The sequence below is a fragment of the Kocuria himachalensis genome, from assembly GCF_054784195.1.
On sequence record NZ_BAAGPL010000015.1, the window covers coordinates 256,650 to 277,835 of the forward strand.

21 protein-coding genes and 1 pseudogene are annotated in these 21,186 nt (G+C 66.7%); 9 read left to right on the forward strand and 13 right to left on the reverse strand.

The window, feature by feature from the left end; all coding sequences use genetic code 11:
* Positions 1-333: 333 nt before the first annotated feature.
* The 3 genes from ACYVM4_RS10360 to ACYVM4_RS10370 all read right to left on the reverse strand — a co-directional run bounded on the left by ACYVM4_RS10360 (position 334) and on the right by ACYVM4_RS10370 (position 3,532).
* Complete coding sequence (locus ACYVM4_RS10360; protein ID WP_460668498.1) at positions 334-1,554, reverse strand: MATE family efflux transporter; 1,221 nt, start codon at positions 1,552-1,554, stop codon at positions 334-336.
* A gap of 17 nt (positions 1,555-1,571) precedes the next feature.
* Positions 1,572-2,861 (reverse strand): polysaccharide pyruvyl transferase family protein, encoded by a 1,290-nt coding sequence (locus ACYVM4_RS10365; RefSeq protein WP_460668499.1) that lies wholly within the window; start codon positions 2,859-2,861, stop codon positions 1,572-1,574.
* 89 nt (positions 2,862-2,950) lie between these two features.
* Positions 2,951-3,532, reverse strand: coding sequence for an LbetaH domain-containing protein (locus ACYVM4_RS10370; protein WP_460668500.1), 582 nt, complete (start codon positions 3,530-3,532; stop codon positions 2,951-2,953).
* Between the two features lie 174 nt (positions 3,533-3,706).
* Here ACYVM4_RS10370 and ACYVM4_RS10375 point away from each other — a divergent pair, with 174 nt between their 5' ends.
* The 4 genes from ACYVM4_RS10375 (at position 3,707) to ACYVM4_RS10390 (ending at position 8,814) form a co-directional block, all read left to right on the forward strand.
* Positions 3,707-4,942, forward strand: a complete 1,236-nt coding sequence (locus ACYVM4_RS10375) for a glycosyltransferase (protein WP_460668501.1) — start codon at positions 3,707-3,709, stop codon at positions 4,940-4,942.
* 79 nt (positions 4,943-5,021) lie between these two features.
* Positions 5,022-6,053 (forward strand): GDP-mannose 4,6-dehydratase, encoded by a 1,032-nt coding sequence (gene gmd, locus ACYVM4_RS10380; RefSeq protein WP_460668502.1) that lies wholly within the window; start codon positions 5,022-5,024, stop codon positions 6,051-6,053.
* A gap of 14 nt (positions 6,054-6,067) precedes the next feature.
* Positions 6,068-7,069 (forward strand): GDP-L-fucose synthase family protein, encoded by a 1,002-nt coding sequence (locus ACYVM4_RS10385; RefSeq protein WP_460668503.1) that lies wholly within the window; start codon positions 6,068-6,070, stop codon positions 7,067-7,069.
* Between the two features lie 44 nt (positions 7,070-7,113).
* Positions 7,114-8,814: a tyrosine-protein kinase domain-containing protein gene (locus ACYVM4_RS10390; RefSeq protein WP_460668504.1), complete on the forward strand. Its 1,701-nt coding sequence runs from the start codon at positions 7,114-7,116 to the stop codon at positions 8,812-8,814.
* Positions 8,815-8,900: 86 nt separating this feature from the next.
* Here the strand turns inward: ACYVM4_RS10390 and ACYVM4_RS10395 are convergent, their stop codons facing one another.
* Complete coding sequence (locus ACYVM4_RS10395; protein WP_460668505.1) at positions 8,901-9,158, reverse strand: VOC family protein; 258 nt, start codon at positions 9,156-9,158, stop codon at positions 8,901-8,903.
* 104 nt (positions 9,159-9,262) lie between these two features.
* On the opposite strand from ACYVM4_RS10395, the gene ACYVM4_RS10400 reads away from it, so the two are divergent.
* Positions 9,263-10,534 (forward strand): RNA-guided endonuclease InsQ/TnpB family protein, encoded by a 1,272-nt coding sequence (locus tag ACYVM4_RS10400; protein ID WP_460668506.1) that lies wholly within the window; start codon positions 9,263-9,265, stop codon positions 10,532-10,534.
* A gap of 192 nt (positions 10,535-10,726) precedes the next feature.
* Here the strand turns inward: ACYVM4_RS10400 and ACYVM4_RS10405 are convergent.
* Positions 10,727-10,867, reverse strand: a pseudogene (locus ACYVM4_RS10405) (VOC family protein); the annotation flags it as partial.
* Positions 10,868-11,231: 364 nt separating this feature from the next.
* Here ACYVM4_RS10405 and ACYVM4_RS10410 point away from each other — a divergent pair.
* Positions 11,232-12,479, forward strand: coding sequence for a cytochrome P450 family protein (locus tag ACYVM4_RS10410; RefSeq protein ID WP_460668507.1), 1,248 nt, complete (start codon positions 11,232-11,234; stop codon positions 12,477-12,479).
* A gap of 9 nt (positions 12,480-12,488) precedes the next feature.
* Positions 12,489-12,683 (forward strand): ferredoxin, encoded by a 195-nt coding sequence (locus ACYVM4_RS10415; protein WP_460668508.1) that lies wholly within the window; start codon positions 12,489-12,491, stop codon positions 12,681-12,683.
* Positions 12,684-12,744: 61 nt separating this feature from the next.
* On the opposite strand, the gene ACYVM4_RS10420 is transcribed toward ACYVM4_RS10415, so the two are convergent.
* The 4 genes from ACYVM4_RS10420 to ACYVM4_RS10435 all read right to left on the reverse strand — a co-directional run bounded on the left by ACYVM4_RS10420 (position 12,745) and on the right by ACYVM4_RS10435 (position 15,155).
* Positions 12,745-13,857 carry a M14 family metallopeptidase gene (locus ACYVM4_RS10420; RefSeq protein ID WP_460668509.1) on the reverse strand — a complete coding sequence of 371 codons (1,113 nt, stop codon included), beginning with the start codon at positions 13,855-13,857 and terminating at the stop codon, positions 12,745-12,747.
* A gap of 5 nt (positions 13,858-13,862) precedes the next feature.
* Positions 13,863-14,231: a hypothetical protein gene (locus ACYVM4_RS10425; RefSeq protein WP_460668510.1), complete on the reverse strand. Its 369-nt coding sequence runs from the start codon at positions 14,229-14,231 to the stop codon at positions 13,863-13,865.
* A 226-nt stretch (positions 14,232-14,457) separates the two neighbouring features.
* Positions 14,458-14,865 (reverse strand): VOC family protein, encoded by a 408-nt coding sequence (locus ACYVM4_RS10430; protein ID WP_460668511.1) that lies wholly within the window; start codon positions 14,863-14,865, stop codon positions 14,458-14,460.
* Positions 14,862-15,155 carry an ArsR/SmtB family transcription factor gene (locus tag ACYVM4_RS10435; RefSeq protein ID WP_460668512.1) on the reverse strand — a complete coding sequence of 98 codons (294 nt, stop codon included), beginning with the start codon at positions 15,153-15,155 and terminating at the stop codon, positions 14,862-14,864. The genes ACYVM4_RS10430 and ACYVM4_RS10435 overlap by 4 nt, the downstream gene beginning before the upstream one ends.
* Positions 15,156-15,459: 304 nt before the next feature.
* On the opposite strand from ACYVM4_RS10435, the gene ACYVM4_RS10440 reads away from it, so the two are divergent.
* Positions 15,460-16,473 (forward strand): hypothetical protein, encoded by a 1,014-nt coding sequence (locus ACYVM4_RS10440; protein WP_460668513.1) that lies wholly within the window; start codon positions 15,460-15,462, stop codon positions 16,471-16,473.
* Positions 16,474-16,636: 163 nt separating this feature from the next.
* On the opposite strand, the gene ACYVM4_RS10445 is transcribed toward ACYVM4_RS10440, so the two are convergent.
* Positions 16,637-17,473 carry a class I SAM-dependent methyltransferase gene (locus tag ACYVM4_RS10445; protein WP_460668514.1) on the reverse strand — a complete coding sequence of 279 codons (837 nt, stop codon included), beginning with the start codon at positions 17,471-17,473 and terminating at the stop codon, positions 16,637-16,639.
* Positions 17,474-17,596: 123 nt separating this feature from the next.
* Positions 17,597-19,273: a LuxR C-terminal-related transcriptional regulator gene (locus tag ACYVM4_RS10450; RefSeq protein WP_460668515.1), complete on the reverse strand. Its 1,677-nt coding sequence runs from the start codon at positions 19,271-19,273 to the stop codon at positions 17,597-17,599.
* A 124-nt stretch (positions 19,274-19,397) separates the two neighbouring features.
* Here ACYVM4_RS10450 and ACYVM4_RS10455 point away from each other — a divergent pair, with 124 nt between their 5' ends.
* Positions 19,398-19,796, forward strand: a complete 399-nt coding sequence (locus ACYVM4_RS10455; RefSeq protein ID WP_368821804.1) for a helix-turn-helix domain-containing protein — start codon at positions 19,398-19,400, stop codon at positions 19,794-19,796.
* A 25-nt stretch (positions 19,797-19,821) separates the two neighbouring features.
* Here ACYVM4_RS10455 and ACYVM4_RS10460 read toward each other — a convergent pair whose 3' ends face one another.
* Both ACYVM4_RS10460 and ACYVM4_RS10465 read right to left on the reverse strand, forming a co-directional pair.
* Positions 19,822-20,424: a ClpP family protease gene (locus tag ACYVM4_RS10460; RefSeq protein ID WP_460668516.1), complete on the reverse strand. Its 603-nt coding sequence runs from the start codon at positions 20,422-20,424 to the stop codon at positions 19,822-19,824.
* The gene (locus tag ACYVM4_RS10465) at positions 20,421-21,041 is read right to left on the reverse strand and encodes a ClpP family protease (protein ID WP_460668517.1); all 621 of its coding nucleotides are present in this window, start codon (positions 21,039-21,041) and stop codon (positions 20,421-20,423) included. The genes ACYVM4_RS10460 and ACYVM4_RS10465 overlap by 4 nt, the downstream gene beginning before the upstream one ends.
* Between the last annotated feature and the right edge of the window lie 145 nt (positions 21,042-21,186).

Here is a 21,186-nt window from a genome sequence, read left to right on the forward strand (position 1 = left end):
ACCTCAAACCTGGGAAAGTTCGTAGTTTTCGCCCGGAGGCGATGCGCCTTGTGGGAAATATTAGGCAAGCGACGACGACAATTGCCTCATCGATAAAGCGGCTCAGGTCGTTCGGCCACACAGCAATCAATGTTCGGCTGGAGACTAGCGCGACCAGGCCAATGAGAAGAAATAGCCGTGGCCATTGCCACACTGCGCACAATCCCGCCAATATAGGTGGTATTAAAAATAGTGTCACTTGGGCTTACCGGCCTTTCCGCCAAGGTACAAGAAACGCTTTGCTCGAAACTGTGAATCGAACTACTTTGCCTTAATAGGTAACTGAACTAGTTACTAAATTTGTTTATTCCAAATTGATATGTATAAGATCCACCAACCAAGGGTCTGAGCGATCGTCGACGCAGCTAAACCCATCAAAGCCCCAGATGCTCCACCTTGAAATGCACCCAGGCAAACTGCACCCAATGTGAGTGGAGCGGCGATTAGACGGAATGTAAGGCTCTTAGCAGATGCTCCCAAGGTCCTCAGGCCACTTGTGGCCCCATATGAGACGCCATTGAAGGCAAGTGTCACTGCCAATATAGCCGTCAGATACTGTCCAGTTTCCCAGCTTTCCCCAAGAAAAGCTGCACCTAAATCGTCCGGAATAAGTTGCACCAGAAGCGCAGTGCAAACAATAAAGATCGCCCAGGTACACGAGACCATAGTTGATACGGCGGGCAGTCGTTTAGGATTGGAAGCGCAAACTTGCGCCATTATAGGAAGAACTACAACGTTGGCACTTCCAGTAACAACATTGGCTGGGCCCATAATAGTCTGGGCCGCCCTAAGGCCGCCGGCCGCTGCAAGTCCGCCAAAACCAGCGCTCGCGAATGTAGTCGCATGCTGCACGGCGGATAGGGTGATGTACTCACCTAAGTAGTGACTTGATGGGACGCGGGATTCCTTCCACATGGCCAAGGCCGGGCTTGGACGGAGAGACCATTTCCTTGCGACGAGTATTACCAATACAGGAAACGCGGAACTTAGACCCCAGCTGAGAACGTAAAGATTACTGCCCTGCACGTCGTTAATCAGTAGAAAGGAAAAGGCAGCGATTTGGAAGAAAAGCCAGATCGCGTCGATCATAGCCGCTCGCGCGGGGACTTTTGTTGCGTATGCCCAGTACCGCAAATTGTCAGCGAGCAAGAGGAAGGGACAAGAAAATGCGAGAGCTAAAAGGGTAGCCGCGATGACATCGGGAGTGAAAACGGAGATGGTAGCTATGATGCCGCCAAGGGCAATGGAGAATATTAGCACGCCGCTCGTGTTTGCAGTCCATTTGGAACGTATGGTCTCCGCTGACCATTGGTTGGCTTTTAGAAGTAGTATTTCTCCAAATATGGCTCGGACAGATCCCTGACAGAGCAGATACACGGCGAACACCAGCGCAAATGCTCCAAAAGATTCCTGAGACGACTGGCGTGCGACAGCGATTGAAAGTCCAAGATTGGATATGCTGCTAATGCCTTGGTCAACGACGGTCCATAAGTGATTACTTTTTCGCGGGAGCATTCTTAACAACGCAGGGCCTACGTCCGCTGTCTTGCGCGCGATTCACGCTTGTCTGCGAGATGCCTGGCAGGCATTGATGCTTCGTAAGCCAACTCCGCTCTACGCCTCGACGTAAGGCCAAATTCTTTTGGGTTTATGAGTGCCTCTTTTGTACGTTCTATCAACCACTCAGCTGAAACATTTTCTATGAGACATACGTTTTCTGAGAATCCGAGCTTCTTAAATAGCTCCAGGGTTTTAAATTCGTAAGCTATTGCGATCACCGGTTTTCCGGCTGCCAAGGCTAGGATAGCGAGGTGCATCCTTGTAGTGACAACTAGAGTGCATTTTTGTATTTCAGTTAAGAGCTGGTTTGGCGAATGGTGCTCGCAATCTATTTCCACCGGTAGATCCCGAAAAATTTCTCTAGCTACCACTGAATCGTCCACGTTATACGCTGCCACGCCTTGACACGTTGACATAGCGCGCATTGTCGCACCATTTTCGGTCAATTTTCTGGCAAAGGACCTCATCGCGTGAACATAAGACTCAAACCTAAATTCTCCGCCGGAAACCGACGAGGACCAGTTTCGCACTGACACTATAATGGACTCACCATATGGCAGGGTCGTTTGTTGTTTTTCCGGTGGGGCTAGTACAAATGCAATGTCGGGGGCTATGTAAACCTTATTGAGGCTGGGCAATACCTTCCGGAGGGCTTCTCGGGAGGGCACGTCGCGCACATATACTGCGCTAACAACCCCGCTAAGATCTTCCATTGCGCGCCTGGATCGCACATCCTCAAACGGCCCCATGGACTGAGTCCATAGTATTACCTCGGCCCCTAGGGCTTTGGCCATTTTTAGCTCAGCGATCCTCGACGTAAAATTGTAATGGTCAACTAGATACGTGCCGCCGCTACTAATGACGAGGTCAGCCTCAATCATCACCTCAAGGCTTTTTGACATGTCTGTCTGTCCAATGAGTCGCAATATACGGGCGATGTGCGGCGCTTTGCTAGGGTACTGACTTATTATTTCGCACAGCGCATAGCGCGCCTTGCTTTCGAGGACGCGGAGCATTCGGTGTTTGTGAGACGAGGGCATTGCCACTTGCTGGTGCACCCGCCAGTCGGGATAGAGTTGCTTCGTCGCTGGTGCATCGCTATCCATGACATGGACGTCTTCACTGCCTGTGAATTCTTCTTGAACAAGACTCCTAATGATGCCTGCGTATATCGCGGCGTCGCCCGTGTTCGATAGTACAGCGTTTGTTACGACGACCTTTTTGCGTGCTTCACGTGTGCCGCTTACGAGTTCGTCAGGCATAGATTTGACTCTCGATCTGTTTTTCGCTCAATTGATATGACTCGAACTTGATTGGGTACGTATTTTATAGGCGCGGTTATATTGACGGGCTAGTGTCGGTATCCCCTTGGCTGGGCTACAGGTGGCCCTAAAACTATGTTTGGCTCGACGTCTCGGTTGACCAATGTGAGCGGTTGGATTAGGGCTGAACGCCCAATTTTGACTCCCCCGGTCACGACGCAGCGCGAAGTGACCCAGGCGCCGTCGGCGATCGTGACCGGGCGGGTGATGAGACCCATGTCTTTGCGGTGGGCATGGCTGCCGGTGGTGATGAAAGTCTCCTGCGAGACGACCGCGTCGTGGCCGATGGTGACCTGGTCCTGGTTATGGATCCACACGCCCTCACCGATCCAGGAGCGGTCACCGATCTCCAGGTTCCAGGGGAACTTGATGCGGGTACGCGGCCGGATGATGACACCATCGCCGATCTTGGCGCCGAAGGCGCGGAGCGCCTTAGTGCGCAGGCCGGAGCTGATCTGCCACGGGTTGGTAACGAGGACGAGCTCGGTGGCTGACCACAGGTAGATCATCCACTTCGGTCTGTTCCAGGCCTCGCCCTCACCGGGCGCCTGGGAGAGGTCGATGACAGGGACGTCGGGATCGGCAGGGCTGCGCTCAGCGCCGGTGGCCATGAATACCTCTGCGTGTGGGGGGCGGGGAGGTCATGTGAGCTGAACGACGGGTCGACGTGGGGCGTCGTCCTGGGGCTGAATGCGCTCACATGTATCGTTCGATTTATACCCCATCCCCCTCGGTGGGCCGCTGATCCCCCTCGGCGTTGCTCCCAGTGTGACGAAAGCATCCCCATGCCCCCACGTCTGACGATCATCGGCATCAATTACGCACCCGAGTCCAGCGGCAACGCTCCCTACACCACGGCCCTCGCCGAAGGGATGGCCGGGCTCGGGTGGGACGTCCGGGTCATCACCGGCTTCCCGCACTACCCGCAGTGGCAGGTTTATGACGGCTACGACGGCCGGACGCTGGAAGAGGATCACAGCGGGGTCCACGTCCTGCGCCTGCGTCACTACGTGCCCGCGGAGCCGAAGCTGCTCAATAGGCTGCTCATGGAGGTCCACTTCGGTCTCCGCGCCGCGATGGCGGACTGGGGCCGTCCGGACGTGGTCCTGTTCGTCAATCCCGGCCTGTTCTCCTCCGGCATCGCGGCTCTCCGCGCCAAACTCGGTCGGCACCGCCCCGGAACGGCGATCTGGATTCAGGACCTGTACTCCCGAGGGCTCGAGGAGGTGCACACCTCCGCCGCCGCTCTGGCTCCGGTTATGCGACAGGTCGAGGGCCTGGTCCTTCGCGCCATGGACCGCGTGATCGTCATCCATGACCGGTTTCGCCGCCACGCGGTGAACGAGTTGGGCGTGGTGTCCGAGCGGGCACTCATCCACCGGAACTGGTCCCACATCACCCCGCAGCACGCGATCGACACCGCGGCGGTCCGCGCTCGTCGCGGCTGGTCGGAGGACGAGGTGGTGGTCCTCCACGCCGGCAACATGGGCGTGAAGCAGTACCTCGAGAACGTGGTGGACGCCGCCCGGCTCGCCGATGAGCGGGGCTCTCGCGTGCGGTTTGTCCTACTCGGTGCGGGCAACCAGTTGCAGCGGCTCAAGGAGCTGGCAGCCGGCATCAAGAGTCTGGAGTTCGTCGAGCCCCTGCCCGACGAGGAGTACACTGCGGCCCTGGCCGCGGCGGACGTCCTGCTCGTCAACGAGAAGCCCGAGCTCCGGGAGATGTGCGTGCCGAGCAAGCTCACGTCCTACTTCGCCACCGGGCGCCCTGTCCTGGCTGCGGTGGACGACGAGAGCTCGTCCGCCGGCGAGATCGAGTCCTCTGGAGCGGGCAAGGTTATTCCGTCCGGGGACCCTGCAGGACTCCTGCAGGCCGCTGAGGAGCTCGGCGGCGACCGGGCGCTCGCCTCGGAGATCGGCGGGCGCGGTCCCGGATACGTTGCCGAGCACCTCGCCGCGGAGGCCGCCATGCGCCGGTGGGACGATGTGCTCCGGTCTTTGACGCAACATGTCCGGCTCTGATCACCGGCTTTGTCGGTTCATTCACTAGCATAAAGCTGTCCCCCCAACGGCCCACGCTTCATCCCCCCGAAGGACGATCATGCACGCCACCCCCAAGAAGGCCTTCATCACGGGCATCACCGGTCAGGACGGCTCCTACCTGGCGGAGCTGCTGCTCGCCAAGGGGTACGAGGTCCACGGCTTGATCCGTCGCGCCTCGACCTTCAACACCCACCGGATCGACCACCTCTACACGGACCCGCACGAGGCCGACGCGAAGCTGTTCCTGCACTACGGGGACCTTTCCGACGGATCCCGGCTGGTGACGCTGATGGCCCAGATCCGCCCGGACGAGGTCTACAACCTCGCCGCCCAGTCCCACGTGAAGGTCTCCTTCGAAGAGCCCGAGCACACCGGGGACACCACCGGCCTCGGCACCGTGCGCCTGCTCGAGGCCATGCGCCTGGCCAACGTGGACGCCCGCTACTACCAGGCCTCCACCAGTGAGCTCTACGGCGCCACTCCGCCGCCGCAGCACGAGGACACCCCGTTCTACCCGCGTTCCCCCTACGGGGCGGCGAAGATCTACTCCTACTGGATCACGAAGAACTACCGCGAGGCCTACGACATGTACGCCGTCAACGGGATCCTTTTCAACCACGAGTCCCCCCGCCGCGGTGAGACCTTCGTGACCCGCAAGATCACCCGGGCCGTGGCCGCCATCAAGGCCGGTACCCAGGACAAGCTCTACATGGGCAACCTGCAGGCCATCCGCGACTGGGGCTACGCCGCGGAGTACGTCGAGGGCATGTGGCGGATGCTCCAGGCCGACGAGCCCGAGGACTTCGTCCTGGCCACCGGCCACCCGTGCACAGTGCGGGAGTTCCTGGAGATCTCCTTCGACCACGCCGGGCTGGACTGGCGCGAGCACGTCGAGTTCGACGAGCGCTACCTGCGCCCCACCGAGGTCGACGCCCTCATCGGGGACCCCGCCAAGGCCAAGGACAAGCTCGGCTGGGAGGCCACCGTCAAGGCCCCGGAGCTCGCCCGGCTCATGGTCGACGCCGACATCGCCCTGCTCGAGAACGACGCATGGATCGACACCGTCGATCTCGCCTCCTGGGCCAAGTGACGGAGGGCCGCACCATGACAGCAGAGACCACCGAGAAGACCGCCGAGGCCACGACGTCGTTCACGCCCGGCCCGCTGGACCGCACCGCCCCGTTCTACGTGGCCGGCCACCGCGGACTGGTCGGCTCCGCGATCTGGCGCAGGCTCCAGGCCGAGGGCTTCACCGACCTCATCGGCCGGTCCTCCGCCGAGCTGGACCTCAAGGACAGGGAGGCGGTGTTCGCCTTCTTCGCCGAGGCGAAGCCGCGGTACGTGGTGCTGGCCGCGGCGAAGGTCGGCGGGATCCTGGCCAACAACACCTACCCGGTCGACTTCCTGAGCGAGAACCTGCGGATCCAGGTCAACGTCCTCGACGCCGCCCTGACCCACGGGGTGGAACGGGTGCTGTTCCTGGGGTCCTCCTGCATCTACCCGAAGCTGGCCCCGCAGCCGCTGAAGGAGGAGTACCTGCTCACCGGGCACCTGGAGCCCACCAACGACGCCTACGCGATCGCCAAAATCGCCGGGATCCTGCAGATCCAGGCCGTCCGCCGCCAGTACGGACTGCCATGGATCTCGGCGATGCCCACCAACCTGTACGGGCCCGGGGACAACTACTCCCCCACCGGCTCCCACGTGCTGCCGGCCATGATCCGCCGCTACGAGGAAGCCCGTCTGTCCGGGGCGGAGTCGGTGACCAACTGGGGCACCGGGTCCCCGCTGCGGGAGTTCCTGCACGTGGACGACATGGCCGAGGCCTGCCTGCATCTGCTCGAGCACTACGACGGGGACTCCCACGTCAACGTGGGCACTGGCACGGATGTGACCATCAAGGAGCTCGCCAGCCTGGTCGCCGAGGCCGTCGGCTACGAAGGTGCCATCGAGTGGGACACGACCAAACCCGACGGCACCCCCCGCAAGCTCATGGACGTCTCCAAGCTGGCCGACGCCGGCTGGACCGCCAGGATCCCCCTGCAGGAGGGTCTGCGGTCCACCGTCGACTGGTTCCGTGAGCACCAGGACGGCATCCGCGAGTGACGCCCATCCATCCCCCCACCCCCGAGCCGATCCCGAGGAGAACCATGGAGCACCTTGACGCAGAGCGGGAGGCCCCCGCTCTGGATGCACGGGATCTCCTCCGGCTCGTGCGCACGCACTGGCGGGCCATCACGCTGATCACGCTGTTGTGCACGCTGCTCGCACTCGGCTGGACGCTCATCCAGCCGAAGATCTACTCGGCCACCGCGTCCGGTCTGGTCGTCGCCACGGGCGAACAGGACCTGGCCAGCGCTCTGGCCGGCAACAACCTGGCGCAGTCCAAGGCCGTCTCCTACGAGTCCCTGGCCACGTCCCGACCGGTCGCGGAGTCCGTGATCGACGAGCTCGACCTCGACGCCACGCCGGAGGAGCTGCTGCCGCGCATCGCCACGGACGTCCCTTTGGACACCCCGGAGCTGCGCATCACCGCCGAGGCAGAGGACCCGACGGAGGCCGCCGACCTGGCCAACGCCTGGGTCGTGGCCCTGGCCGGCCAGGTGCAGGAGCTCGAGAGCCAGGGCGACGAGGACGCGATCAACCGCGTCGCCGTCCAGCCGCTCAGCAACGCCTCCCTGCCATTGGCGCCGTCCTCGCCGAACCTCAAGCTCAACCTGGCCCTCGGTTTCGTGGGCGGTCTGGGCCTGGGTCTGCTCTACGCCTTTGCCCGCTACAAGATGGACCGTCGCATCAAGTCCGTCGAGGAGATCCGGGACGGCTTCGGCGTCGCGGTGCTCGGTGTCATCCCCACCGACGACCGGCTGGCCGACCACCGCGAGATCATCGAGACCGGTTTCTCCGCCGGGCGCGGCCACCACGAGTTCTCCGAGGCCCTGCGCGAGCTGCGCACCAACCTCAGCTTCGTCTCCGTGGACAATCCGCCGAAGATGATCGTGGTCACCTCCTCCCTGCCGGGTGAGGGCAAGTCCTCGATCACGGCGAACCTGGCGGTGGCCATCGCCTCGACCGGGCGAAACGTCGTCGTCGTGGACGGCGACCTCCGCCGTCCCGTGGTCACTGACCTGTTCGGGCTCGTGCCCGGCGTGGGCGTCACCGACGTGCTGACCGGGCAGGTGCAGGTGGACGAGGTCCTCCAGACCTACGACAAGTTCCCGAACCTTCAGGTGCTCGGTGCCGGCCGGACCGCCCCGAACCCCACGGAGCTGCTGTCCTCGAAGGCCATGCACGCCATGCTCGAAACCCTCGCCGAGGACGCCCTGGTCCTGGTGGACGCTCCTCCGCTGCTGCCGGTCACTGACGCCGCCCTGCTCACGGCCTCCGCCGACGGCGCCATCATCGTGGCCACGGCACAGCGGACCACCACCGACGAGCTGTCCAAGGCGCTGGGGAACCTGCACCAGGTGCGCGGCAACGTGCTCGGCGTGGTGCTCAACCGGGTGCCTACCACTGGTATGGACGCGGGGTATTACGGATACTATGGCAAATCCTATTATGCGAACTCGGACGAGCAGCCGGCGCGGAAGACCGGCGCTCAGCCGGTCGTCGTTGCACCGGTCGGCAAGCAGCAGCCGTGGGGCACGGAGACGCGTCCCGAGTCAGGCGAGGCCCCGCAGCCGGTCACGCCTCGGGCCCAGCATGACTTGACGGCTCCGTCGGCCGAGGACGCCGCACCCGCCCCGCGCACGGAGAAGACCAAGGCCCCCGAGTCCACTGAGTGCGAGACCTTCGGGCTCGAAACTTGGGGCCGGTCCGGGTCCTCCACCGGGTCCACGTCCACGGGGCACTGACCCCCGGCCGGGCTCCGGCTCGAACGCCCACAAGGGGCGCCTCCTGCGGGAGGCGCCCCTTAGTCGTTGCCGACCCAGTGCCGTGCCTAATGGCCAGCATTCGCCGAGTCGTTCATCTGGGCGACCCAAATCACGGTGCCGCAGGTGTGGTCGAGCACCGCGGTGGTGACTGGGCTCATCGCGGTCGGCCCTTGCAAGAAGCGCACGCCCAGGGCGTCGAGCCGCTCGTACCCAGAGTGGACACCCTCGACCTCGAAGCTGTTGAACGCGATGCCGTAGGAGACCCGGGCTTTCTTGAATGGGTGGGAACCCGGGCGGCCGGAGAGCTCGAGCAGCAGCGGCACCCCAGCTGGAGTTTGCGGCGAGACGACGGCCAGCTACCCGAAGGCCTCGGTCAACACGACGAGGGTTCGCGGCGTCGTTCGGGCTTGGCGATACAGCAATAAAAATGTCTGAGGCTGTGTCTACGGTTATGAGTGTGTTCAAGCGTTACAGATACCGCGCTTATCCCACAGGTGACCAGGTCAAACACCTTGTCCGGGTGTTCGGGTGCACCCGAGTGGTCTACAACGACGTAATAGCAGCCCGTGAGACCGCCCGGCGCAACGGGGAACCATTTCCCACCGTCGGAGAGCTTTCAAAGCGGTTGCTTACGGAGGCGAAACGTACTCCGCAACGAGCGTGGCTGGCGGAGGTGTCCAGCGTTGCGCTCCAGCAGTCTCTCCGGGACGCGGACAGGGCGTACCGGAATTACTTCGCCGCGCTCGCCAAGAATCAGAAGAGCAAGAAGGTCGGGGCTCCGAGGTTCAAGTCCAGGCGTGGCAAACAATCTGCACGGTTCACTGCGAACGCTCGCTTCAAGGTGGAGCAAACTGCCGACGGTGTCGGTCACATCAACTTGCAGAAGGTAGGGCGGGTTCGGTTCGCTTCTTCTCGCCCTTTACCCTCGGTCCCGTCCTCGGTGACGGTCATCCTGGAGGCTGACGGCCGGTACTTCGTTTCATTCGTGGTAGAAACTCCACTACTACCGCCGTTGCCCGCAATCGAGAGAGTTGCAGGAGTCGATGTCGGACTCACTGACCTCGCCACCATCGCCTGCTCGGACGGCACGCGGGAGAAAATTGGCAACCCACAGTGGCTCCGGTCGGAAGAACGGCGACTTGCTCGAGCCCAACGAGCTCTATCCCGTAAACAGAAAGGCTCCCACAATCGAGAAAAAGCCCGTCATCGGGTTGCCGTGCTGCACCGGAAGGTGCGCGAGACTAGACTGGATCACCACCACAAGCTCGCTCTCCGACTCGTCCGTGAGAACCAAACGGTCGCCTTGGAGACATTGAGCATCATCGCTTTGGTTCGGACACGGATGGGCAAGTCTATTCACGACGCCGGATGGGGCACGCTCCGGCGGCTTGTTGAAGAGAAAGCCATCGCGCGCGGGCGCACCGTGGTACGGATCGACCGATGGGAGCCCACCAGCCAGGTGTGTTCCGTGTGCGGAGTGCAGGACGGCGTCAAGCCTTTGCACATACGCATCTGGACTTGTGAAGCGTGCGGCGCGCGGCTGGACCGAGACTACAACGCTGCTGTGAATATTATGGTCGCCGCCGGGCTGGCGGAGACCCTAAACGCCTGTGGAGGGGATGTCAGACGTACGCTCGCGTGCGCGAACCCCAGCGAAGCAGGAACCCACCGAACGGACCGCACCCGAGCGGCCGCGTAGGAATCCGCATCCGCCAGGATGGGGAGGAAGTCAATACGGTTATTACGGGAAAGCTGCTACTCGAATGCAGACGAACCGTCAGTACCGACATCCGTCGGGCAGATAGCCGTCACCGCACCTCGCGCTGAGCGCCTCGACAATCAGCAACCGACGGCGACCCATGCGCGTTGCGGATACCTGCCGACGGTCTACTCACTGGGCGGCATGCGCCGCCGGATCGTTCAAGTGGGCAATCTGGATCAGGTTGCCGCACGAGTCATCAAGCACCGCGGTGGTGACCGGGCCCATCGCGGTCGGCTCCTGCACGAAGCGCACGCCCAAGGCGGTGAGGCGCGTCGGCGGACGCCGATGTCTATCCCACGCATGAGACCCTCGGCCTCGAGGCGTGGAACCGGTCCGGCTCGTCCAGCGGATCGTCGGCCACCGGGCACTGAGCCCGGCCGGTCTCCGGCCATGCCGTCCACGGGGCGCCTTCCTGCGGGAAGGCGCCCCGAGCTGCATGCCAGGGTCGACGACGCCCGCCGGCACCCACCGTGGAATCCGCCCGTCGTCCGTGGCGCGGCAACCGCGCTTCCTGCCCTTGAAGGCGCCCTGCTGCCTTACTACCGTTGAATGTGGACGGTAGGAGCAGCCATGGCACGGATGGTCGGTCGGCATGGGCGGGAGTCGGTCCGCCCTGAGGTGAGCAGGAACCGTCATGAACGCCGCTGACTCCTCGATCGTCCACCCCATTACCGTCGGAAGCCCCGAGTTCCTGGCCAATCCCGACTCCCACTACGCGTGGCTGCGGGACAACGCCCCGGTCTACAAGGGGCGGATGGCGTACATGGGCGAGCAGGACCTGTGGATGCTCTCGCGCTACGCCGACTGCCGAGCGCTGCTGTCCGACGCGCGGTTCCAGCGCTCCCCCGGTGGGCGAGGCCCGGCGCTGCTGGACCAGTTTTCCGAGTCCGTGCAGGAACCGATGCGGTTGCTGACCACCTCGAGCATGATCCTGATGGACGATCCCGCGCACCGGCGGCTGCGTGGACTGGTGGCCAAGTCCTTCACCCCGCGGGCGATCGCCGGCATCGGCGACCGGGTGCGGGAGCTGTCCCACAACCTGCTCGACCGGCTCGAACCGGCCGGCGAGATCGAGCTCCGGAAGCAGTTCGCCCTGCCCATCCCCACGACGGTGATCAACGAGATGGTCGGTGTTCCCCTCGCCGACCGGGACCGGTTCCAGCAGGGAGTGCAGGCCCTCATCGCCGGCATGACCGCGCTCGGCCAGGACAGCTGGTCCCGGGACGTGAACGCGCTGACCGACCTCGTCCGTGCACTGATCGAGCACAAGCGCTCCGCACCCGGCGAGGACATCCTGACCGGACTGATCCAGACGGAGGAGGAAGGCGACCGCCTCAGCGACGACGAGCTGACCGCGATGGTGTTCCTGCTGGTCACGGCCGGCTACGAAACGACCTACAACCTGATCACCAACACGGTCCTCACCCTGCTGGACCACCCGAAGGAACTCGAGAGGCTGCGCGCCGCACCCGACGACGACGGGCTCTGGCGCGGCGCCATCGACGAGCTGCTGCGCTACGGCAGCCCCATCGGCGGCACCGAGCCGGTCACCGCCGTCACGGACGTCACCTGGCACGCCACCACCATCCCGGCCGGGGCCTCCGTCGTGCCGCTGCTGCACGCCGCGAACCGCGACCCCCGGGAGTTTCCCGACCCGGACCGGTTCGACATCGACCGCCGGCCCAACAATCATCTCGCGTTCGGCCACGGCGTGCACTTCTGCCTCGGGGCGAACCTGGCCCGCCTGGAGACTCGCATCGCCGTGGGCGTCCTCGTCCAGCGCAATCCCGGGCTGCGTCTGGCCGTGGACCGCTCGGAGCTCGAGGTCGAGCCCCTGCCCCTCTGGCTGCGCTACCGCGCCCTGCCCGTGCACCTGGGCTGAGAGGACGTCATGCGTATTTGCGCCGACCGCAGCGTGTGCATCGGCTCCGGCAACTGCGTGCTCGTCGCCGCTGACCTCTTCGACCAGGACGAGGACGCCGTCGTCGTCCTGCTCACCGACACGCCCTCGGCCGCGCAGGAGGATGCGGCTCGTGAAGCGGTCGAGAGGTGCCCGTCCGGTGCCCTGAGCGTGGCCGAGGACTGAACGGCCTGTCGTGATCGCCCGGACCCGGATGCCCCGGGTCCCGATCCACCGGACGTGTTGCTCAGGACGTCCTCTCCTGAGCGGTGGACGCCTGTCCTTCGCCGGCGACCGCGTCGGCGACTTCTGCGGCGAGGGCCAGCAGGCCCGCGGACACCTCGCGGATGACGTGCTCCGCCTCGGCCCACGTGGGCTGGAAGCTGTGCGCGCACTCGATCGTGAAGCCCAGCACCCGGGAGCGTGACGGGTCGGTGAAGTGCCGGCTGTAGGCGTAGTCGTCGCTGGTCCCGGAGGTCGGATACAGCCCTCCGAAGGACGGCACGACCGGGTACACGTCGCCGCGCACCTGCCGGATCGCGTCGCTCATCACGGTCCCCAGCGCGATCTCGGCGTCGAGGTCCGCGGCGGGGAGGTGCTCGCGGTAGGCGGTGTCGTCGGGGATCCCCCGCAGCCCGTCGAAGGCGGGGTTGCGGAAGTTCTGCGGCGGGTCCGTGGTCTGGTGTTCGTCGCTGCCCCAGTTGTGCAGGATCACCGGGACGAAGCTGTGCACGTCAACGTGCCAGCGGATCCCGGGCCGGGTGTCCAGCAGGTGCACCACGTTGCGGGTCTCCGGCTCCGAGGCGGCCGAGGGCCCACGGTAGACCTGACGGGGATCACAGGGATCCGCGGAGGTTGCCACCTCGGCCCCGGGGTGGAACGCCGTGGTGTGGTCCCAGAGGAAGTCGAAGTTGCGGTTGACGTCCACCCCAGTGCAGAGGCCGCCGGCCGGGTGGGGGCGGCGGTTCTTCCGCCACATGGGCTCCACGGTCTGGCTGTGGTGCCGACCGTCCGGGTTCACGCACGCGTAAACGTAGAGGTTGGTGCCCTCCAGCACCTGCTGCACCCGCTCAGCGGGGACCTGGTGATTCCCGTAGACCAGGCCCGTGCCGAGGGCGCCGGCCTCCAGCAGATCGGCGGCGAGGGACACGAGGGCATCCGGCGGCACCCACTCCCGGGCGTGGACGCCGCCGAGGAGCAATATGCCGTTCCGATCCGGGTCGGCCCCGATGCGCAGGCAGCGGGTGCGGCGGCCCTCGTGGGTGGGGTGCGGGAGGTCGATGAGCTCCGTGAGCTCGGGGTACTCGGCGGCCAGGGACTGCAGGGCCGTCTCGATCTCGTCGACATTGAGGTAGGCCATGGTGATCAGCGCTTCTCCCCGAGGCCCCGCACGGGGGCCAGATCCGTGCCGCGGACGGTCTGACCGCCGCGGGTGACGTCACCGCCGCTGAACCGGTTGCCGGTGCCGACCTCGGCCTGGCGTTCCCGGCCGACGGCGGTGGCGTTCTCCCGGGCCTCCAGCTGCACCCGGCCGGCGGCGCGCAAGCTCCGGGCGGTCGCGAGCCGGTCCTCCGGCAGGTAGGCGTCCACGACCCAGTCGTCGGCCTCGCGCCGCGGTGTCGCCCGGCAGCCCAGATCCGCGCCGGTCTCCCGGGCGAAGACCCGCAGGTCCTCCAGCTCGGCTGCCCGGACCTCCACGTGGATCAGCGGGGGCAGATCGGGTTCGTTGCTCATGACATCCTCCTCACCGGCGCGGGGAGCAGCTCCTCCGCCGCCCGCACTGCGGCCGGGCGGCACCGAGTGGCCAGGGGCGCGATGATCTCGCCCCGCGGCCGACGCCGCGCCTGCGTCGCCGTACCAGACATCCAATCACCAGGGCGTGACTACCGCGTTATCGGACCACCTCGAGGCGGAGGGGCAGGCTTTCCGTTCCCAAGGACGGCCATGCCCCGTGCCGCGCTCACTGCCCAGCGGCTTCCGGGTCGGTCAATTCCGCGATCATGATGAGGTTCCCGCACGTGTCGTCGAGCACCGCGGTGGTGACCGGGCCCATCGGCGACGGTTCCTGCACGAAGTGCACGCCCAGGGCGGTGAGCCGCTCGTACTCGGCCTGCACGTCCTCGACGCCGAAGCTGTTGAACGGGATGCCGTCGGCCACCAGGGCCTCCTTGAACGGGTGGACGGCCGGGTGCTCGGAGGGCTCCAGCAGGAGTTGCACCCCGTCCGGGGCCTGGGGCGAGACCACGGTCAGCCAGCGGTAGGGGCCGGTCGGCACGTCGACCTTGAGCTGGAAGCCGAGCTTGTCGGTGTAGAACTCCAGGGCCTTCTGCTGGTCGTCCACGAAGACGGAGGCGTAGGTGATGATCACGGCGTGTCCTTCGGCGGGGGCGGCAGGGAGTCCATCCACTGCCGCGCGTCGGTGAGCGGGGAGGTGTCCAGGTGGTGCACCGTGGTGCGCCCCTGGACGGTGGTGGTCACCAGGCCGGCCTCGCGCAGCACGGCCAGGTGCTTGGTCACGGCCTGCCGGGTCATGGCCAGGCCGTGGTCGTTGACGAGCCGCACGGTGAGCTCGAAGAGGCTCTGGCGATCCCGCGCGGCGAGCTCCTCCAGCAGGAGCCGCCGCGCGGGATGGGCCAAGGCCTGGAACACGATGTCCACGCACTGAGAATAGGCAACCTATTGGTTGCCGGTCAAGGGTCCGAGGTTGATCGTCATCGCCGTCTCCATCGACATCGGACCCTCCGGATTCTCGCCGTTGGTGATGGGCATACACCAGTGCCCGCGGGCAGGACGTCGTTGCCATGAAACCCACCGTTCAGGTTGTCCACAGTGCTGCGCCGCATACGGAAGGCTTGCAATCGTAACCTGGACAAAAGTCTGGTCGAGCGCCGGTCCAGTCCGTAACGTCTGCAACTACCCCCCTGTAACTTGAAGGAGACCACTCATGTTCAGGATTCGTAGCGTGATCGCCGTCGCAGCACCACTGCTTCTCGCAGGAGCACTTGCAGCGCCTCCGGCGCATGCGGACCACACGCGCCCCCACACGTGTGAGCAGCGAGGCGGGGCTTTCACGGCCGGGGCGACTCGAGGCGGGGACCGCTGTGTCGTCACGACAAGCGAATCCGTCACCGGACCGTTCGGTGGGCCGACCACCACGGTCAGCGAACCACGGCCCGACGGCACGAGCCCGATCTTCGTCGACGGTCCCACGACCCCGACCGGAGCGCCCACGACTGAAACCGAGCAGCGCGATGTCGGCGAGTCGACCGACGTCGTGACGGTCGTTCCGGGCACGCCCAGGACGACGGATCGCACCGAGCGCGGCACGCCGACCAGCACCGAAGCCCCCGGCACGATCAGATGTAAGCGGGTCAACAACGACAACGCGAAGAAGCCGGTCGAGAAGTGTGAGCGCGCAGTGGTCACGACCACGACGACTCCCACCACCGTGTACACGACGGTCACCACGCCGCAGACCGAGCACACGGTCACGACGCAGGCGCGCGAAACCTGCACCACGACGACGCAGCGGACCAGCTTCGTGCGGACGACGACGCAGGGCCAGGTACAGGACCGGACGATCTCGTACCGACAGCGCACGATCACCACGACGACCACGACCACCTACTCGTACAACGGCCGTGATGAGCTGCAACTCATTGTCTTTCCGGGAGGCGGAACGAACCCGCGCGTCTCGACCCAGAGTGCACCGGCCGATCCCTTCGAGGAGACCACCACCATTCCGATCCAGCCCAGCACCACCAGGGAGACGCTGCCCGGTGAGCCGATCGTGACCGGACCCACCTGCACGCCCGCTGATCCCGCCGTCACGACGACTCGGCGTGAACTCGCGCCCCTCAGCGCCGAGACCAGCCGCCCCGGCGAGCCGGTCGTGATGACCTCGACGCGTGGCACCGGTCAGACCTGCTACAACAACCCGTCCAATGCGGAGCAGCGCCGCAACACCTGCTCCTGAGACTGGCCGCAGAGCCCGACCCCGAGGGCAGGATGCAGGGCGGGGGACGCTGTGCGTCCCCCGCCCTGACTGACGAGACGTGGTCCCGTCCCGGATCCGCTGGGCCGTCGGCTCTGGCAACGGTCACCGAGGCCGGTGGCCCGACGGGCTCACCCGACGTCGGTCACGGCCGGGTGCCGATCGCCACCAGGTACTCGATCTCGAACCGTGCTCGATCGGGCGTGCCCTGGTTCCACTCGTCGCAGAGCTGGTCGAGCGCCTCGTCGAAATCTGCGGCGCGGCCCTCGCGGTCCGCATTCGCCCGGGTGGCGATGGTGGGACCGTAGTTGGCCTTGAAGTGCTCGCCGAAGTCGCGGGCCCGCTGGAACGCCGTGACCTCGAGGACGTCGCGGCGGACCGTGTGGAACTCCACCCGTCCGCCGAAGAGCCCCCTCAGGTGCTCCTCGCTCCCCCACAGCGGCGGGGGCTGCACCCCCGGAGGCGGGGTCGGGGCGAAGGGCTTCATCGTGCGGAAGAGCTCGCCCACCATCCCCTCGGGCGTCCAGCTCAGCAGGGCGACGGTCCCGCCGGGGCGGACCACGCGGACCAGTTCGTCGGCCGTCTGCTGGTGGTGGGGGGCGAACATCGCGCCGATCGAGGACATCACCACGTCGTAGGAGGCGTCCGCGAACGGGAGGTGCTCGGCGTCGGCCTCGACCCACTCGAGGTCGAGTCCGGCGACCGCGGCGCGCTCCCGGCCGCTGGCCAGCAGTTCAGGGGTCAGGTCGCTGGCGGTGACGCGGGCGCCCGTGGCGGCCGCGGGGAGGGAGGCGTTGCCGTTGCCGGCGCCGACGTCGAGGACGCGCTGTCCGGCGCCGATGCCCGCGGCCTGGACGAGGCGCGGGCCGAGCGGGAGCAGGAACGTGTCCACCATGGTCGGGTAGTCGCCCGAGGCCCAGATGGCGCGGTGCTTGGCCTTGAGCTGCTGGTCTGCCGTCTGGTTCGTGGTGGTCTGGCTCATGACGGGGTCTCCTGGTCGATGGGTCGGGCGCCTCGGGTCGAGGCCTGCTGCTGGAGTGCTGTTCAGCTGTGCCATGCGTCCCAGCATCCGCCGATCGACAGGACGGAACATCGGGAGAACTCCCTATTCGTGCCCTATCCCGGGTTCATGTCCCCGGTCCCTTCCCACCGCGTGCGCCACCGCCTCCGCGCGGTTGTGCACGCCCAGCTTCATCAGGATTCGGCTCACGTGGTGCCCGGCGGTCTTCTCGCTGATCCGCAGGGCTCTCGCGATCTGCCCGTTGGACATCCCGAGGGCGATGAGGTCGAGCACTTCGTGCTCCCGGGACGTCAGGTCTCCCCCGTTCCTCGGCCGGGGGCCCGTGCCGCCCCCCAGCTCGCGCAGGAGCTGGGCCGCGGCGTCCAGCTCCCGGGACGCGCCGAGTGCGCGGAAGGCGCGCTGGGCGGCCAGCGCTTCCTCCCGCGCCAGCTCGGGCGAATCGCCCATGACCGAGCGGGCCAGTTCGAGCCGGGCCAGGGCGGCGTCCAGTGGCATCGCCAGGGCGCCGAAGGCGCGCAGCGCCCGCCGGGCGCGCTCGGCGGCCGTGCCCCGGTCGCCACCGGCCAGGGCGCACCGTGCTCCGGCCAGATCCGCGCGCCCCGAGCCGAGACGCATCCCGGACTCCGCGGCGAGCCGGTCGAGCTGCTCGGTGGCCGTTTCCGCGGCCTGGAGGTCCCCGGCCGCCAGGCAGGCGTCGACGAGGGCCGCCAGCAGCTGCGCGGTGCGCACTGCGTGCCCCTCCGTCTCGGACAGGCCGCGCTCGAGGAGGGAAACGGCCACCTGCGGTCGTCCCTCCGCGATGTGGAGCAGGGCCAGGGACCGCAACGACGACGGGTGCTCCTCGCGCCCGGACAACACCTGTTCCGCCTCGCGCAGCCGGCCCTGGTGGATCCGCAGCTCGGCCAGGGAGGCCAGCGCCGGGACGCTCAGCTCCGGGATGGACCGGTCGAGGGCCGCCACGGCGGACTCCAGCGCCACCTCGGCCTCGGACCAGTGGCCCGTGGCGAGCAGCACGTCGGCGTGCACCGTCCGGCAGACCCCCATGAGCGGCGCCGCACGGTGGGCCTGCGCGAAGGCCTCGACGTGCTCGCACCACTCCCTGGCCCGGTCCCACTCCTCCGCCTCGGCACAGGCCGTGACCAGGTGGCAGTAGGCCGAGCCCACGGTGTGGATGTTGCGGACCCGTCCCGCCGTGGCCGCAACCATGGCCTCCTCGAGCAGGCGCATGCCCGGCTCCCGGTGACCGGCGGCCAGTTCCGCCCGGCCGAGGAGGCTCAGCGCGAGGACCTCGAGGTCCTCGGCGCCGGTCTCCCGGCCGATGCGCAGCGCCCGTTCCGCCTGTCTCGCCTGTTCCTCGACGGACGTCGCGTGCTCGGCCCGCCCGATCGCCACCCATCCGTGCCCAGTGCTCACGGGAGTGCCCTCGACCACCCGCTCGGCCCGGGCGAGCCAGCCCCGCGCCGCGGACGGGCGGCCGGCGATCATGTGCTGATCGGACACCCAGACCGCCACCCGGGCGGCGTCGTCGGCACACCGCTCTGCCGCGTACGCGGTGGAGGCCCGTTCGCGCCACTGGATGCCCTGCGCGACCTGGCCCTGGAACCACAGGGCAAGGCCCAGACCCTCGGCGGCCTCCGCGTTCACGGCGGATCCGTCGCCGTCCAGGACGCGCTCGAACACCAGGCGCGCGCCGGCCCAGTCGGACCGTTCAAGCGCCTCCGTGCCCGCGTGGATTAGATCGCCCATTTGTGGCGACTGCATGCCAGCAGTATCCCACCGCACCCGCCCCGGGGACAGGCTGGGGTGATCTGCCCGGAGCGAGCAGGTGATCTGCTCACAGCAGAGCAGTTCCCCGCCGGACCGGGGGCGGACCTAGCATGGGTCCATGAGCAGCGTGATCCGCCCCACACCGGCTCCCAGCGCGACGATCGGTCCGGCCCGGGTGCCGGCACCGCGGGAGCGCGCCGCGCCGCGAGCGCCGGTGGACCCGCTGTGGCGGTCCGTGCTGGGGATGTTCCTGCGCCGCCACCGTCTGGCGCAGGGGCTGACGCTGGCGCAGGTGGCCCGCACGTCCGGGGTCTCCACGCAGTACCTCTCCGAGATCGAGCGCGGAGTGAAGGACCCCTCGTCGGAGATCATCGCCGCGGTGGTCGGTGCCCTGGGGCTGAACCTGGTCGACCTCACCGAGGGGACCACCGGGGTGCTGCTCGACAGCGCTCCGGCCGCCCGCGCCGTCCCGGGCGGGCCGGTCTGCCTGGCCGGGCCCGTGGCCCTGGCCGTCTGAGCGCTCCCCCCGGGTCCCGCCTGGTTCACCGGCCCCGGACCTCCCGCGGGGTCACCACCCGGTCCGCCACCCCGTAGCGCACGGCCTCCTCGGCGGTGAGCACGAGGTCCCGGTCGGTGTCCACCCGCACCTGCTGCGGGCTGCGCCCGGTGTGCCGGGCGAGCACCTGCTCCAGCTGCGCCCGGGTGCGGGCGATCTCCTCGGCCTCGAGGATGAGGTCCGGGATGGTGCCCTGGCCCTGCGCGGCCGGCTGGTGCAGCACCACCCGGGCGTGGGGCAGCACCGAGCGGCGCCCCGGGGCGCCGGCGGCCAGCAGCACCGCGGCGGCCGAGGCCGCCTGGCCCACGCAGGTGGTCTCCACGGGCGCGGCCACGTGCTGCATGGCGTCGTAGACGGCGAGCATCGCCGTGGTGGACCCGCCCGGGGAGTTGATGTAGAAGCCGATCGGCTGATCCGAGCCGTAGGAGTCCAGGTAGAGCAGCTGGGCGATCAGGACGTTCGCGACCCCGTCGTCGATCTCGGTGCCGAGGTAGACGATGCGCTCCACCAGCAGGCGGCTGAAGACGTCCATGCTGCGCTCGCCGTTCGGCGTGCGTTCGACGACGTAGGGCACGGCGTAGCTGCTCACGACCCCACCCCCGCGGCGGCCGTGGTGGCGGAGCGGGGCCGCACGTCGTCGAGCCCGGCGATGACCCGGTCCACGAAGCCGTAGGCGAGGGCCTCCTCGGCGGTGAACCAGCGGTCCCGCTGGGAGTCGGCCATGATCCGCTCGAGCGGCTGGCCGGTGTGCTCGGCGATGAGCCCGAGCACGGTGTCCCGGGTGTGGCGCAGGTCCTCGGCCTGGATGGCGATGTCCACGGCGGTGCCGCCGATCCCGGCCGAGCCCTGGTGCAGCAGGATCCGTGCGTGCGGCAGGGCGTTGCGCTTGCCCGGGGTGCCGGCCGAGAGCAGGAACTGCCCGGCGCTGCAGGCGAGCCCCATGGCGAGGGTGGACACGTCGTTGGGGATGATCCGCATGACGTCCATGATCGCGAGCATGGCCGGGACGGAGCCGCCCGGGGAGTTGATCCAGAGGCTGATGTCCCGCCGCGGGTCCTGGGCGGAGAGCAGCAGCAGCTGCGTGCACAGCCGGTTGCCGGTGGTCTGGTCCAGCTCGGCGCCCAGCACGATGATGCGCTGCTCCAGCAGCCGGGAGGCGAGCTCGTCGTCGATCGGGGTCCGGGGTGGTGCGGTGGTGGTGTTCATGGGCCCAGCGTGGACCCGGGCTCCCTCGAGCGGAACCCGTTTCTGCTGTGCGCGGCTCTGCCCTGAGCGGCTCCGCTCTCAGCGGCGCTGACTCCGCCACCGCCGGGCGGGCCGCACGTATGCTCGGAAGCGGTCGGATCGAACC